Raw genomic sequence first — 14,840 nt, forward strand, 5'->3', positions numbered from 1 at the left:
GAGGTTATCCGAAGGCCCGCCCGCCGGGAGGGGTTTCTTCCGAGCGATCCCGCAGCGCGAAGCGCGAGGACCAGCGAGGAAGAAACCCCGCAGGCGGTCGGGCCGGTGGGAAGGATGGCCTTTCGACCTACTCCTTCTCGACCGCGCGCATGATCGCCTTGTAGATCTCCATCAGCGGGATGATCAGGAAGGCCAGGCCCAGCGCGGCAAGAACACCCTTGAGCTCAAGCGTCACGGGGCCAAAGAACATCTCGGCAAGCGTCGGCTGCACGGTTACGATCACCGTCAGCACCAGCGCCAGCGCGGCGGAAGCCCACAGCCACTTGTTCTGCTTCTTCATGGTGAACAGCGACGCACGACGACTGCGCATATTGAAGCAGTGGAAAATTTCGACCATGTTGAGCGTGATGAACGCCATCATCACGCCTTCCTCGTCGGCATTGCCAGCGATCATATCGGCGATGTGGATGTAGCCCATGTCAAAGTACACGCCCACAAAGAAGCTCGCCAGCACCAGCACGGTGATGATTAGGCCCTGGACCACACAGTCCAGGCCCATATTGCCGGCAAAGACGCCGTCCTTGGCGTTGCGCGGCTTGCGCTTCATGATGTCGCCCTCGGCATCCTCCATGCCCAACGCGAGCGCGGGGAAGCAGTCGGTAACTAGGTTCACCCACAGCAGCTGCACCGGCTGGAAGATGGTAAAGCCGATGAGCGTGGCGATAAACACCGAGAACACCTCGGCAAGGTTGGCCGAAAGCAGGAACTGGATGACCTTGCGGATGTTGTCGTAGATGCGACGACCCTCTTCGCAGGCGCCGATGATGGTAGCGAAGTTGTCGTCGGCGAGCACCATGTCGGCGACGTTCTTGGTGACGTCGGTACCAGTAATGCCCATGCCCACGCCGATGTCGGCGCGCTTGATGGACGGGGCGTCGTTGACGCCGTCGCCCGTCATGGCCACGATCTGGTCGCGCGACTTCCAAGCCTCGACGATGCGTGTCTTGTGCTCGGGTTGGACGCGGGCGTACACGCCGTAGTCCTCGATGTGCGCGTCGAGTTCCTCGTCGCTCATGCGATCGAGGTCGGCACCGGTGATGGCATGGCTGCGATCGGTGACGATGCCCAGCTGCTTGGCGATGGCCACGGCGGTGTCGATATGGTCACCAGTGATCATGACGGTGCGGATACCGGCGTCGTGGGCCTCGCGGATGGCGTCGGCGACCTCGGGACGAACCGGGTCGATCATGCCGGACAGGCCGCAGAAGACCAGGTCGTGCTCGAGCGCGGCGGGACTACAGTCGGCCGGGACCTCGGTGTAGGTGCGGCTTGCCAGCGCCAGCACGCGCAGGGCCTCGTCGGCCATGGCCTTGTTGGCGGCCACGAGCTCGGCACGACGCTCCTCGGTCAGGGGTACGACCTTATCGCCCTCGTAGATATGGGTGCACAGGCCGATCACCACGTCGGGCGCGCCCTTGGTGTACTGCTCATACTCGCCGTCAAGGGTCTCGACGACCACGGACATCATCTTGCGGCCCGAGTCAAACGGGGCCTCGCCCACGCGCGGGTGCTCGGCAGTCAGGCCAGTGAGGCCCGCCTTGCCGGCGTCGTTGACGAGCGCGCACTCAGTCGGCTCACCCACGGCCTCGCCCAGCTCCTCGTCCCACTGAGCATCGGAGCACAGCGCCATGCCGGCCAGGAACTTCTCCTTGGGCGCAGCGAGCTCGTGCTTGACGACGGTCATCTTGTTCTGGGTAAGGGTACCGGTCTTGTCGGAGCAGATGGTCTGTGTGCAGCCAAGGGTCTCGACGGCAGAGAGCTTGCGGATAATCGCCTGGCGCTTGGCCATCTTGGTCACGCCAAGCGAAAGGACGATGGTCACGACGGCAACCAGGCCCTCGGGGATGGCGGCGACGGCGAGCGAGACGGCAACCATAAAGGTGTCGAGCAGGGCAGTCGGATCGGTAAGGACGTTGCCCACGCCGTGGCGGAGGATGTCAACGCCAAAGATCACGACGCAGATGACGATCACCATGATGGTGAGGATGCGGCTGAGCTCGGCGAGCTTCACCTGCAGCGGCGTGAGCTCTTCCTTGGCCTCGGCCAGGGCGCCGGCGATCTTGCCCATCTCGGTGTTCATGCCGGTGCCGACCACGACGGCGCGACCACGGCCGTACACGACGGTGGAGCCCATATAGCACATGTTCTTACGGTCGCCGAGCGGCACGTCATCGGTGCCCGCGGCGAGCTCGATCACGTTGGCGTGCTTCTCTACGGGCACGGACTCGCCGGTGAGCGCGGCCTCTTCGATCTTCATCGTGGCGCTCTCGAGCACGCGGCAGTCGGCCGGGACGGAGTCGCCCGCCTCGAGCATGATCACGTCGCCGGGCACGAGCTCGGCGCTCGGCAGGTGCACGAGCTTGCCGTCGCGCAGCACCTTGGACTGCGCCGCGCTCATCTCCTGCAGGGCCTCGAGGGCCTCCTCGCTCTTGGCTTCCTGGACCACGCCCAGCACCGAGTTGACGATAACGACGAACATGATGATGGCAACATCGGCAAAGTCGGGCTCGCCCTTGACCATGCCCGTGAGCGCACTGATGACGGCGGCAACGATCAGCATGATGACCATGGGGTCGGCCATCTGCTCAAAGAAACGCTTCCACAGCGGCGTCTTCTCGGCTTCCTCGAGCTTGTTAGGGCCTGTCTTGGCGAGGCGCGAAGACGCCTCGTCGTTGCTCAGGCCGAGGTTCTCATCGACACCTTGGTCGCTGAGCACCTCCGCCGCGGCGGACAGGTATTCCTTTTGCATATAGAGTCCCCTCCTGGGATTCGGGCCACTCAGCAGATTGATGCCCGATCATAATTCCCAGGAGAAGGGCAAGGGCTCATCAAGGCTGCCGTGCTGAGCGGCAGTTGATAGTGGAGCTATGGTACCCCAAAGCGACGCGTCTAGCCAAAACAATCGGTTTGGAAATATGGTCCGCACGCAACGGTGCAGACCGTGTGATGCTCAACATTGGTAAAACGTTTTTTCTTCGGCACATCGCCAAACTGACATATCGCCCAGATAGCAGCGCTTGGAGTGGTTGGTAAAGATTTTTCATATACCGTTTTTCCCGCAAAAAATGAACTTCCATTTCGGCATACGGTCGATTTTTTGGGGTATTCGGTCGGCATTTCGTTATAATCATCTCGGTTTTATTTCTTATGGTTTATCTATCAGCGCAAGACGATGTCAGATGGAGGTCTGAATGTACAAGCGCACTAAGATTGTATGCACCATGGGTCCCGCCTGCGATAGCGACGAGACCATCCGCGAGATGATCAAGGCGGGCATGAACGTCGCCCGTTTTAACTTCTCGCACGGCTCCTACGACGAGCACCACGGTCGCATCGAGCGCGTCCGCCGTATTTCCAAGGAGCTCGGTCTGCCTGTCGGCATCCTGCTCGACACCAAGGGCCCCGAGGTCCGCACCGGCCTTCTGGTCGACGGCAAGAAGGTTGCCGTCAAGACCGGCGATAAGATCGTCGTCACCGCTCAGCCCACGTCCGAGGATTTCCACGGCACCGCTGAGCACATCTCCCTCGACTACCTGGCTCTGCCTTCCGAGGTCGAGAAGGGCTCCCTCATCCTGATCGATGACGGCCTGGTTGCCCTCGAGGTCGAGTCCGTCAGTGGCCAGGACATGACCTGCGTCGTTAAGAACGACGGCCTGATCGGCGAGCGCAAGGGCGTCAACATGCCCAACGTCAACATCTCGCTGCCCGCCATCACCGAGCGCGATCGTCAGGACATCCTCTTTGGCCTGACCGAGAACATCGACTACATCGCCGCTTCCTTCATCCGTGACGGCGAGTCCGTCCGCGGCATCCGCGAGCTTTGCCGCGAGAACGGCGGCGAGCACGTGACGATCTTCCCGAAGATCGAGTGCGCCTTGGGCGTCGAGAACTTCGACGAGATTCTCGAGGCTTCCGACGGCATCATGGTCGCTCGTGGCGACCTGGGCATCGAGATCAAGCCCGAGCTCGTTCCGCACATCCAGAAGGAGATCATCGCCAAGTGCAACGCGGCCTACAAGCCCGTTATCACCGCTACGCAGATGCTCGACTCCATGCAGCAGAACCCGCGCCCGACGCGCGCCGAGGTTGCCGACGTTGCTAACGCCATTTATGACGGCACCGACGCCGTCATGCTGTCCGGCGAGTCCGCTGCCGGTAAGTACCCGGTCGAGGCCGTCAAGATGCAGGCCAGCATTGCTCTCGAGACCGAGAAGTACCTCCCGGCCCACGCTCCGCTCGAGGTTCCGGCCGATGCTCACGGCACCCGCGTCGTCAACAACGTTGTGGGTATGTCCGCTGTGAACATGGCCACCACCGTTGGCGCCAAGTGCATCACCGTGCCGACGACCACCGGTCGTACCGCTCGCCTGATCTCGCACTTCCGTCCCAACATGCCGATCTGCGCGTTCTCCCGCCACGAGTGGGCCGTCCAGCAGATGATCATGTACTGGGGCGTTATCCCGCACCAGGCCGAGATTACCCAGGGCACCGTCAACGGCACGATCGTCAAGGCGATCGAGACCGCTAAGGAGCTCGGCTACGTCGAGGCCGGCGACCTGACCGTCGCTACCGCCGGCGATCCCCGCATGAGCGTCCAGCTCGAGGACAAGGTCTCCTCGACCAACGTCGCTTACGTCGCTCAGGTGCGCTAAATCGCACTTGCAAGCAGGTTTGCATTGCAAAGGGCCCGGAAGGCTTTGCCTTCCGGGCCCTTTTTCTGTGCGTCGATGCCTCCCGCACGGCATGACACGCAACCAGCTACTTATGGCATGCTATGAAATGTGCAGCTCATTTGCCGTGTTTACGCCCTGCGACGGGAGCTGTTGGTCGATTGGGATGAGCTGTTCACTGCCGGGCCGGCCAGCTAGCAGCTAGCGATCAGGGGCAGAGCAGGAACACCGGGTGATGCGACGCGGGCGGCAAATCCCGCCTCGGTCAGCTCGATGACCTCGGTAAACGTTACATCGAAAAACTCCTCGGTTAGCAGGCGATACGGCGGATGATCGGGCTCGCCGGGGTTTTCGCGTACAATCTCGTGCATGACGCCGATAGTCTTGAGCACATATTCTTTATGGATGGGATACTGCCCAAAACGCGTCGCAGCGGTATAGAGGCGATCGGTCGCACGCGGAATGGAAACGATGCCCAGCGTCTTGCCAAACCAGTCAAAATCGCCCTGCTTTTTAATGCGGAATTCCTCGCACGGCTTGCCGCCGTGTGCTTCCAGATACTGGTTCACACGCGTGTTCCATACCGTGTCGGCCACCAGATGCGACCAGACGCCCAGCGTTAAATCGAGCAGCGACTGCGCCACATCTTCGGACGCAAGCGAGAACTCACAGGCGCCGGGACCGACAACCGGCTCGGCATCCCTGTAGCGCTGAGGATAGTGCACGCGGTTCAGTCGCTCGCGCTCCTCGACAATCGAGGTAGCCTCAGCAGGTTCGCCCGCGGGTGCGCCTTTAAGCAGCGGCGCCACATAGGTATCCCAGAACTCGTGCTCGCGCGGCTTAGGGATAGGCTCGGGCTTTGCAAAGTGCGTAATGCGATACGGAATGGGATCGGCGATGCCAGGGACCATATAGCCCACGAAGATATCCGGAACCACGCAGCCAAACAAAAAGGCATTGCGGTCGCGCACGCTATCGGCAAGCACGCTAGCACGTGCCAGCAAGCGCTCCGTTTGAGCGATATGAATGTTCCAACTTGGCATAGCCACCCCCATAAAACCTGGTTAACTATACCATCACGGCAGAGTCGCACAGGCGGCCATACATACCCTACGCAGCAACTATTCCGCAGCACCGCTTTCGGTTCCATACGACGGCACGGGCGCCTCGACCACATGGTGATATCGATCGATATAGATGGCACGGGCCTCCAGGCGGCGCACCAAATCTTGATGGTGCGTACTCATCAAAACCGTCTTACCGGCAGCAACGTAGGCCAGCAAAAAGTTGACTACGATGTCGCACGAGTCCTCATCGAGCCCGTTGGTGGGCTCATCGAGCACTAGGATATCGGGGTTCATCGACACCACCGCAGCCAGCGCAACGCGCTTCTTTTGCCCGCCCGAAAGCTGATAGGGCGAGGCATCGACCAGATCGGCAACCTGGAACAGCTCCATGGCATCGCGGACGCGGCGCTCGAGCTCGTCTGTCGGCAGCCCCATCTGCGCGGGGCCAAAAGCAACTTCCTCGCCCACCGTAGCGCAGAACAGCTGGGCGTCGGCATTCTGGAACACAAAGCCCACGCGCTGATGAAAACGCTGAGCGGCTGCGGAATCCTTGAGATATGCCGCATCGATCACGTGCCCGTCAAACAGATACGCACCCGCGTCCGCTAGTTCAAGACCGTTGATAAGGCGCATAATCGTCGTCTTACCGCAGCCGTTGGGACCGAGTAGGGCAACGAGTTCACCACGATCGACCTGCAGCGACACACCATCGACAACCGTATGCCCCGCATAGGAGAACAGCACGTCGCGAAACTCGATGAGCGGCACGCTCTTGGCGCCAGTAGCACCGCTCGCGCCCATCACGCCATTCGTATCGTTTGCCAAAACGTCGCCCTTCCCTATCCACATCGACGGCTCGGCCGCCCGCGCTACAGCACCGCGCACAACACGGCGAGCAGCACCACGACGACCGCATAGACCGCATCGCGCCAGCCAAAGCCGCTCCGCGCGGGAGTCGGATACGCACCGGCAAAGCCACGGCAAAGCATAGCCTCGTCCATCGCGCGGCTGCATTCCATCGCCTTGATAAAGGTCATGCCCATGATACCCGCGATCGAATCGGTACGCGAAAAACCCGCAGGCGCACGACCCACGCTGCGCAGCATGACCGATTCGGTCAGATCGTGCGCCGTGCGTCCCAGCACCTCGATGTGCTTGAGCGCCATATCAAACGTAAAGATGACCTCGTCGGGCAGCTGTAGCGTCTTGAGCGCCGCCGACATGCGGCTCCAGGTGAGCGTCCACGAAACGCCCAGCACGAACGACACGTTAATGAACGTCTTGAGCGCGATCTTGAGCATGGCGCCCGCGGCAGAAGCGCCCAGCAGCAGGGCAGGCAGTGCCAGAACCACCGCAAGCCCCGTGGCGCCGAGCGCCGGTACAAAGGTCGCACGCAGCCCGCGTACGGGGCGCACGGCAACGAGCACCAGCGCGATGGCCGCCATCAACATGAGGTACAGCGGGCTCTGCGTCAGACACACGCACAGAACGCAAACGAACATCCCCACCAGGCGCACCGGAGCCGAAACGCAAGAAAGGGCGCGGTCGACCATCGACCCGCCCTCGTGCGCGCCTCCACCCAGGCGAACCCGCTCAAGCAGGCTCGCCAGGTGCAGGACATTCTTTTGCATCACACGATGCCGAGCCCCCGCGGGCTCGTAACGCTCCTCGGCCGCAAGCCAACTAGGCAGCTCGGCTATTGCCATGAGCACCGCTTTCCTTGACCGTCAGCGAGACCAGGCGGAATGTGATGGTGAGCACCGCCACGCCAATCACGCCCGAAAGAATATACATCGCAGCCTGGCCGGCAAAGCCAAGGCCCTGCTCCTCGGAATAGGCCTGCAGATAATCGCCCGTGGGCAGGGCGTCGGCAAAGGTCGGGGTGTCGAGGCCGACCGAAGCCTGCAGGCTGTCGTCGCCAGCCTCCTGAACGGCGGTCGCGGCGCCCTCGGCGTCCCACTCACCCCAGGCGTCACCGGTGGCGAGCAAGCCGAGCGGCGTAGCCACGACAAGCACGGCGACCAGAATGAGCGTGGGAATCAGGGAAGTCTTCTTGGCGGTACCATCGGCGGCAAGCTGGCCATCGACGGCCTCGGGCCCGACGATAACGCTCGGCGCCGTCTTCTTAATGAAACCGTAGATGGCGGCCGTCGCCACGCCCTCGACCACGCCAGCAACCAACATATGCGGAATCATCATGGCCGGAATGGCAACGGACAGCGGGAAGGGGCAGTACAGTGGAGCGCCCGAAGCGTTGGTGAAGAGCATCGGCTGAATACCGAACTCGATCGCCGCGCACAGGGCCGCCAGACACAGGCCGACCCAACCGCTCACGATGGCAGAAACCGAGGTGCCCCAGCTCTTGTCGTGCAGACGGCTGTTGAGCGCACGGAACACGATAGCAGCGGTAAACGGCAGCACAAAGGCCATGTTAAAGCAGTTTGCGCCAAAGGACAGAACGCCGCCGTCGCCAAACAGCAGCGCCTGCAGCGCCAGCGCGACCGAAACCGCGATGGCAGCGGCCTCGGGACCCAGCAGCAGTGCGATGAGCGCGCCACCAACGGCGTGACCAGTGGTGCCACCGGGGAGCGGCACGTTGAACATCATGAGCAAGAAGGAAAATGCGGCGCAGATGCCCAGGAACGCCATATGCTCGCGATCGAGCGTGGCGCGTACCTTTTTGATGCAATGGACCCAAACGGGCACCATCGCCACCGCCATGACGGCATCGGTCTGCGGGGACAGATAGTTATCGGGAATATGCATGAGCCCTCTCAATCAGAACGTTGCGTGTTACGTTTCCAACAATCCGTAACACCGACTCAGCATACTAACAAAAAGGCGCACCGCCCACAACGCAGCACGTCCTTGCAATACGTACGTTATTAACCCAGGTCCACGCACCGCCCAATAAAGGGCCCATGCACTCCCAACTTTCCGGTCACCCGGAAGAAGGTGCGGTCCGCTCGCAACAAGGTTAACGCAGGAACCCGCCCCCGAGAGGGGTTTTCTAAGGCAACATCCCGCAGCCGCGAAGCGGCGAGGACGTTGCCGTGAAAACCCCGCAGGGGGCGGGTTCCGAACAGCAAAGATTACGAGCGGACCTCGCCGTTTACGCCCTTGCACACCTTGGTGACGATCTTCTGGTGCGCCTTCTCGACCTCTTCGCTGGTAAGCGTGTGGTCGTCCGAGCGATACGTGAGCGCGAAGGCCATGGACTTCTTGCCCTTGCCGATGCGGACCGGATCGCGGTAGACATCGAACAGGCGCACGCCCTCGAGCAGCTTGCCGCCGGCGCTGGTGATGCGACGCTCAAGGTCCTCGCAAGTCACGGCGTTGTCGACCACAATGGCAAGATCGTGCTCAACAGCCGGGTACTGCGAGAACTCGCGATAGTTCTCTTGGTTGCGGGCGCCCTTGATCAGCTTGTCCAGGTCAAGCTCAAAAGCAACGACAACCTCGTCGATGCCGCAGGCCTCGCGCGCCTCGGGGTGGATCTCGCCGACCCAACCCAGCACGGTGCCGCCGGACAGAACCTCGGCCGCACGACCCGGCTGCAAAAAGGCATAGCCCTCGCCCTCGACGGGACGGAAGCGAACCTTCTCGATGCGCAGCTGGGCGAGCAGCTCCTCGACGATACCCTTGCCAAAGAAGAAACGCAGTTTACGGTACTTCATGTTCCAAGACTGCTCGCTCCACTGGCCCGAAAGCACGCCCGCGACGGACTTGGTCTCCTTGGGCAGGCTGGCGTTTTCGCGGCCATGGAACAGGCTGCCGACCTCGTACAGGTGCACGTTGGGCGTACCGTGCGCCTCGTTGTAGGCCACGGATTGCAGCAGGCCCGGCAGCAGCGAGCGGCGCATCTCGGTCTGCTCGGCCACCAGCGGGTTCATGAGCACCACGGGGCAGCCGCGACCCTCGGCGGGCATGCCGATCTTCTCCAGGTCGCCCGGGGCGGCAAAGCCAAAGGTCGTGGTCTCGTTGAGGCCGCAGGCGCGCAGGATCTCGCCGACCTTGCGGGTAAGCTTCTGCTCGCGCGTCAGGCCGCCGATGTGGTTCTTGGCAGCCGGAATGGTCGCCGTGACGCGACCCATGCCCCACAGGCGCAGGACCTCCTCGATCAGGTCGATCTCACGCGGCAGGTCGGGACGGAAGCTCGGCGGCGTGACCATAAAGTCCTCGCCGTCGCGCTCGACGGTGCAGCCCAGGCGGGTGAGCGAGCGCTCGATAAAGTCGGGCTCGATGTCGGCACCGCAGATGGCGTGCACACGGGCCAGGCGCAGCTTAATGCTGTCGATGGTCTTGGGCGCGGGGAAAACGTCGACATAGCCGGGAGCAACCTCGCCGCCGGCGATCTCTTCGATGAGCGCGCAGGTAACGTTGGCGACATCCACGCAGCCGGTCTCGTCAACCTGGCGCTCAAAGCGAATGGAGGCGTCGGAGATCAGCGACAGGTCACGGCTGGTGTGCGAGGTGCGGCCGGCGTTGAAGCAGGCGCTCTCGACCATCACGTCGACGGTATCGTCCTCAATCTCGGAATCCATGCCACCCATAACGCCGGCCAGCGCCACGGGACGCTCGCCGTCGGTGATAAGGCCCATGCCGGCGTCGAGCACGCGCTCCTCGCCATCGAGGGTCGTGAACTTCTCGTCCTGCTGGGCGGCACGAACCACCACGCGACGGTGGCCATCGCGCTCGGCAAAGGTAGACAGGTCAAAGGCGTGCAGCGGCTGACCGGTGAGCATCATCACATAGTTGGTGATGTCGACGATATTGTTGTGCGGGCGCACGCCCAGGGCGTTAAGGCGCTTGACCATCCAGTCGGGCGAGGGGCCGACCTTCACGTTACGTACGATGCGGGCGACGTAGCGGTCGCACAGGCCCTCGTCGGCAATCTCGACGGAAAGCTCGTCGTCGGTCGCGCGGCCGGTCTCGGCCTTGATGGCGGGCAGCTCAACGTGGAAATCGCGGTCGAAGATGGCGCCGGTCTCGCGGGCCATGCCGATCATGGACAGGCAGTCGGGGCGGTTGGGCGTGATCTCGCAGTCGAGCACAGTGTCGCTCGAACCCACGTACTCGGCAAACGGCATGCCGCAGGGCGTATCCTCGGGCAGGATCATAATGCCGGAGTGGTCGCCGCCCAGGCCGAGCTCGCGTGCGGAGCAGTTCATGCCCATGGACACGACGCCGCGGAGCTTGCTCTTCTTGATTTTGACGTCGCCGGGAAGCACGGCGCCGATCATGGCCGTGACGATGTGGTCGCCAGCCTCGAAGTTCTGCGCGCCACAGACGATCTGCAGCGGAGCGGGGTTGCCGTCGGCGTCGAGATTCTTGTCACCCACGTCGACCGAGCACACATACATATGGTCGCTATCGGGGTGCGGGGTCTTGGTGAGCACCTTGGCAGTCACCACGTGGTCGAAGGACTCGCCCACGGTGTCGATCGCCTCGACCTCGGTGCCGGTACGGATATATTCGTCCGAAAGGGTCTTGGGATCCTCCGGAATATCGATCATGGTCTTGAGCCAGTCGTAAGAAACACGCATCTAGCTCTCCTTTCATACTGAAAGCCTGCGAAGAGATGCAGGTGGAAACTTCAACTTTGTGAACATTCCTTACAAAGCGAGGGTTGTCCAAGTGCGGCAAATCGGCCCGAAAGAGGAGCGCCTCGTACTATGGTACGCAAGCGACGAATGAGCGCCGAGGTGCCGTGCTTGGGCAAGCCGCAGCCTAGAACTGATTCAGGAAACGCATATCGCCCGTCATGAGCGTTCTGAGGTCGGGCAGGTCGTAGCGCAGGGCCGCGACGCGCTCGGCGCCAATACCAAAGGCGAAGCCGGTGTACTTCTCGGGGTCGATGCCGCAGTTGATCAGGACGTTGGGGTCGACCATGCCGCAGCCCAAGATCTCGATCCAGCCGCTGTGCTTGCAGAAGTTGCAGCCCTTGCCGCCGCACACGTGGCAGCTCACGTCCACCTCGCAGCTGGGCTCGGTGAAGGGGAAGAAGTGCGGGCGGTAACGCGTCTTGCGATCCTCGCCAAACATGCACTTAACAAAGTAGTCGAGCGTGCCCTTCAGGTCGCCAAAGGTGATGCCCTCGTCGACGACCAGGCCCTCGATCTGGTTGAACTGCGGCAGGTGGCAGGCATCGGCCGTGTCGGGACGGTAGACGGTGCCCGGGCAGATCATGTAGATGGGCGGCTTCTGCGACTCCATAGTGTGGATCTGCACGCCCGAAGTCTGGGTGCGCAGCAGCACGTCGGACTCGCCGTGGGCGTGAGCCTCGGGGTGCGCGACGCTGCCGGGGTTGTTGTCGACCACGTAGAAGGTATCGCGGGCCGAGCGGCTCGGGTGATCCATGGGAGCGTTGAGCGCGGTGAAGTTGTAGTAGGAGGTGTCGACCATGGGGCCGGACTCGACGGTGTAGCCGATGCCGCAGAAGATGTCCTCGGCCTCCTCGATGATTTGCTTGATCAGGTGCTGGTGGCCGATCTGCGGACGGATGCCCGGCAGCGTGATGTCGACGGCGTCGTGCTCCAGTGCGCGCTTGAGGGCGGCGGCCTTCATCTCGGTGTTGCGCTCGTCGAGCATGCCCTCAATCAGCTGGCGCATCTCGTTGGCTCGCTTGCCCATCACGGGACGATCCTCGGGGGCGAGCTTGCCCATCATGCGCATCAGGCCGGTGATGCGGCCCTTGCGGCCGAGCAGCTCAACGCGCGCAGCCTCGAGCTTGGCTGCGTCGTCGGCGCCTGCGACGAGCTCCTTGGCCTCTTCCTCGAGTTTGACCAGATCATCAATCAGACTCATGTCTTCCCTTTCGTCTCTCGCGCTCTCCGTTTGCCGAGGCGGCTGCCACCGTCTGGCGTTGTGAAAACGCGGCCCGGTTCGGTAATAAAAAAACCGCCCTCGGGCATGTGCATTGCCCAAGGACGGTTGAATTCCGCGGTACCACCTTGTTTGACCCGGCGGATGTCTGGCCCGCCGCGCCCACTCTGTGCCCCTTGTCGCGAGGCTCACGGCTTCCCTACTGGGGCTTCGCCACCGCTGGCCGCGTGCCCGTTGAGGTCGCTGCTCGGGAGTGAACGCTTGGCCCTTGTCACCGCAGGAAGGCTCGCAGCCCATGACCTTCCCTCTCTTGCCGGCGACGCGGCGGGCAAAACCCTCTCCGTCAACGCATTGGGCTATAGGATAACACATTCTGCGTGTGCATCGCCGCGTTCCGTTTTGTTCGCACTGGGTACAAGGCAGGTAGCTGTGCAAACTGGCCGCACGCCCACCCGTGGCGCTCGACCTGCGAGATCAAGGATATAGGTATGGGAAAGAAACTCGATAAGAAGGCCAAGGCGGGCAAGAGCATCAAGAAGCTCCGCAAGCTCGAGGGCAAGCTGTGGACTCGCGAGTACCTGCTCAAGATTGCCGAGTTTGACGGCGCGACCATTGCTCCCGCCAACGGCGCCGCGGCCCGCGCCGATGCTATGGGCACCCTTGCTGGCGAGCATCACAAGCTGCTGACCAGCAAAAAGTCTGTCGAACTTGTGCGCTCGCTGGCACGAGAGACCGTCGCGGGCGGCAAGATCGACGACCCGCAGCTGCTCGACGAGATCCGTGTGCTCGGCCGCGACCAGCGCGAGGCAAGCGTCATCCCCACCGAGGAGGCCGAGGCCTGGACCAGGCTCACCTGCGAGGCCGATGCCGTGTGGCACAAGGCCAAGACGGCCAATGACTGGGCGAGCTTTGAGCCCTATGTGGATAGAATCGTCGCCCAACTTAAGCATCAGGCCGAGCTCATGGACCCCAAGCGCGACCCATACGACGTTTGGCTCGACCAGTACGAGCGCGGCCTTTCCGCCAAGAGCTTCGATGCGTTTTGCGATGAGGTCAAGGCCACGGTCGTGCCGCTCGTGCACGCCATCGGCGAGCGCGGCCAGCAGCCGGCTGCCGACTTTTTGCACGCCCACGTGCCCGAGGCTGCCCAGCGCGCCATGAGCTTCGACTTGATGAAGCTTGTCGGCCTGGACCTGGACGACACCACGCTTGCCTTTACCGAGCATCCGTTTAGCGAGGGCTTTGCCGTGGGTGATGCGCGCATCGCGACGCACATCTACGAGGACGACTGCATCTCCAACGTCTACAGCATCATCCACGAGGCGGGGCACACCATGTACGAGCTGGGCGTCAATCCTGCCTATGCGCGCACCTGCCTGGAGGGCGGCACTTCCATGGGCATCCACGAGAGCCAGAGCCGCTTTTTCGAGAACACCGTAGGTCGCAGCCGCGCCTTTATGGGCCCGCTGCTCGAGGTGCTGCGCCGTCACGCGCCCGAGGTCTATGGCAGTGTGGACGAGGATACGCTCTACCATGCCGTGAACATCGCACAGCCGTCGCTGATCCGCACCGAGGCGGACGAGCTCACTTATCCGCTGCACGTTATGGTGCGCTACGAGATCGAGCACATGCTGTTTGCCGGCGAGGCCACGGCCAAGGACATCCCCGCGCTTTGGAATCGCTTTATGGATGAGTACCTGGGCATTCCCGTTCCCGACGACACGCACGGCTGCCTGCAGGATACGCACTGGAGCGGTGGCTCGTTTGGCTACTTCCCCACGTATGCGCTGGGTAGCGCCTACGACGCTATGTTTGTGCCGGCCATGTGCCGCGACGGCGTCGACCTTACCGGTGCCTGTGCGAGCGGCGATCTGGCGCCCGTCCGCACCTGGCTGGGCGAGCACATTTGGCAATGGGGTCGCGCCAAGGACGCGCCGGAGCTCATCAAGAGCGCCTGCGGTATGGCGTTTGACGCCCGCTACTACTGCAGCTACCTGCAGGACAAGTTCACCACGCTCTACGAGCTGTAAGGATTGACCAGCACGCCATCGCCAACGCCAACCATGTTGACGCCAATGTCTTGGCAACGTCAGCGAAAACGACCCTAAGCGAGCAAGGTGACGTGAAATGAAAGGGCGCTGACCTTCTGGTCGCGCCCTTGAAATTGAACGTCAGATTGCCGCTTAGGGGCGTTTGCAGCGTCGAGCAGTTACGCGGT

General features: G+C 62.4%; 9 protein-coding genes. 2 read left to right on the forward strand and 7 right to left on the reverse strand.

The window, feature by feature from the left end:
• Positions 1–127: 127 nt before the first annotated feature.
• Entirely contained in the window at positions 128–2,809 is a 2,682-nt protein-coding gene (locus tag I2G43_RS09595; RefSeq protein WP_195535969.1) for a cation-translocating P-type ATPase, read from the reverse strand.
• A 442-nt stretch (positions 2,810–3,251) separates the two neighbouring features.
• Here I2G43_RS09595 and pyk point away from each other — a divergent pair, with 442 nt between their 5' ends.
• Positions 3,252–4,712 carry a pyruvate kinase gene (pyk, locus tag I2G43_RS09600; RefSeq protein WP_117634311.1) on the forward strand — a complete coding sequence of 487 codons (1,461 nt, stop codon included), beginning with the start codon at positions 3,252–3,254 and terminating at the stop codon, positions 4,710–4,712.
• A gap of 212 nt (positions 4,713–4,924) precedes the next feature.
• On the opposite strand, the gene I2G43_RS09605 is transcribed toward pyk, so the two are convergent.
• The 6 genes from I2G43_RS09605 to pheS all read right to left on the reverse strand — a co-directional run bounded on the left by I2G43_RS09605 (position 4,925) and on the right by pheS (position 12,604).
• Positions 4,925–5,773: a hypothetical protein gene (locus tag I2G43_RS09605; RefSeq protein ID WP_229071775.1), complete on the reverse strand. Its 849-nt coding sequence runs from the start codon at positions 5,771–5,773 to the stop codon at positions 4,925–4,927.
• A gap of 78 nt (positions 5,774–5,851) precedes the next feature.
• Positions 5,852–6,622 (reverse strand): energy-coupling factor ABC transporter ATP-binding protein, encoded by a 771-nt coding sequence (locus I2G43_RS09610; RefSeq protein WP_229071777.1) that lies wholly within the window; start codon positions 6,620–6,622, stop codon positions 5,852–5,854.
• 44 nt (positions 6,623–6,666) lie between these two features.
• Complete coding sequence (locus I2G43_RS09615; RefSeq protein WP_117786095.1) at positions 6,667–7,503, reverse strand: energy-coupling factor transporter transmembrane component T family protein; 837 nt, start codon at positions 7,501–7,503, stop codon at positions 6,667–6,669.
• Positions 7,481–8,563 (reverse strand): cobalt transporter CbiM, encoded by a 1,083-nt coding sequence (gene cbiM, locus I2G43_RS09620; RefSeq protein WP_195535971.1) that lies wholly within the window; start codon positions 8,561–8,563, stop codon positions 7,481–7,483. Before cbiM ends, I2G43_RS09615 begins: the two co-directional genes overlap by 23 nt.
• 326 nt (positions 8,564–8,889) lie before the next feature.
• Entirely contained in the window at positions 8,890–11,343 is a 2,454-nt protein-coding gene (gene pheT, locus I2G43_RS09625) for a phenylalanine--tRNA ligase subunit beta (protein WP_195535972.1), read from the reverse strand.
• Between the two features lie 184 nt (positions 11,344–11,527).
• Complete coding sequence (gene pheS, locus I2G43_RS09630; protein WP_055250566.1) at positions 11,528–12,604, reverse strand: phenylalanine--tRNA ligase subunit alpha; 1,077 nt, start codon at positions 12,602–12,604, stop codon at positions 11,528–11,530.
• A gap of 506 nt (positions 12,605–13,110) precedes the next feature.
• On the opposite strand from pheS, the gene I2G43_RS09635 reads away from it, so the two are divergent.
• Positions 13,111–14,652: a carboxypeptidase M32 gene (locus I2G43_RS09635; protein WP_195535973.1), complete on the forward strand. Its 1,542-nt coding sequence runs from the start codon at positions 13,111–13,113 to the stop codon at positions 14,650–14,652.
• Positions 14,653–14,840: the final 188 nt, after the last annotated feature.

The organism is Collinsella aerofaciens (assembly GCF_015557435.1).
GTDB classification, from domain to species: Bacteria; Actinomycetota; Coriobacteriia; order Coriobacteriales; family Coriobacteriaceae; genus Collinsella; species Collinsella aerofaciens_Z.

Bases quoted from the DNA above. Each gene is read 5' to 3' on its own strand.
- I2G43_RS09635 (WP_195535973.1), top strand. From the start codon at position 13,111: ATGGGAAAGAAACTCGATAAGAAGGCCAAGGCGGGCAAGAGCATCAAG.
- I2G43_RS09615 (WP_117786095.1), bottom strand. From the start codon at position 7,503: ATGGCAATAGCCGAGCTGCCTAGTTGGCTTGCGGCCGAGGAGCGTTAC.
- pyk (WP_117634311.1), top strand. From the start codon at position 3,252: ATGTACAAGCGCACTAAGATTGTATGCACCATGGGTCCCGCCTGCGAT.
- I2G43_RS09605 (WP_229071775.1), bottom strand. From the start codon at position 5,773: ATGCCAAGTTGGAACATTCATATCGCTCAAACGGAGCGCTTGCTGGCA.
- pheS (WP_055250566.1), bottom strand. From the start codon at position 12,604: ATGAGTCTGATTGATGATCTGGTCAAACTCGAGGAAGAGGCCAAGGAG.
- pheT (WP_195535972.1), bottom strand. From the start codon at position 11,343: ATGCGTGTTTCTTACGACTGGCTCAAGACCATGATCGATATTCCGGAG.
- I2G43_RS09595 (WP_195535969.1), bottom strand. From the start codon at position 2,809: ATGCAAAAGGAATACCTGTCCGCCGCGGCGGAGGTGCTCAGCGACCAA.
- cbiM (WP_195535971.1), bottom strand. From the start codon at position 8,563: ATGCATATTCCCGATAACTATCTGTCCCCGCAGACCGATGCCGTCATG.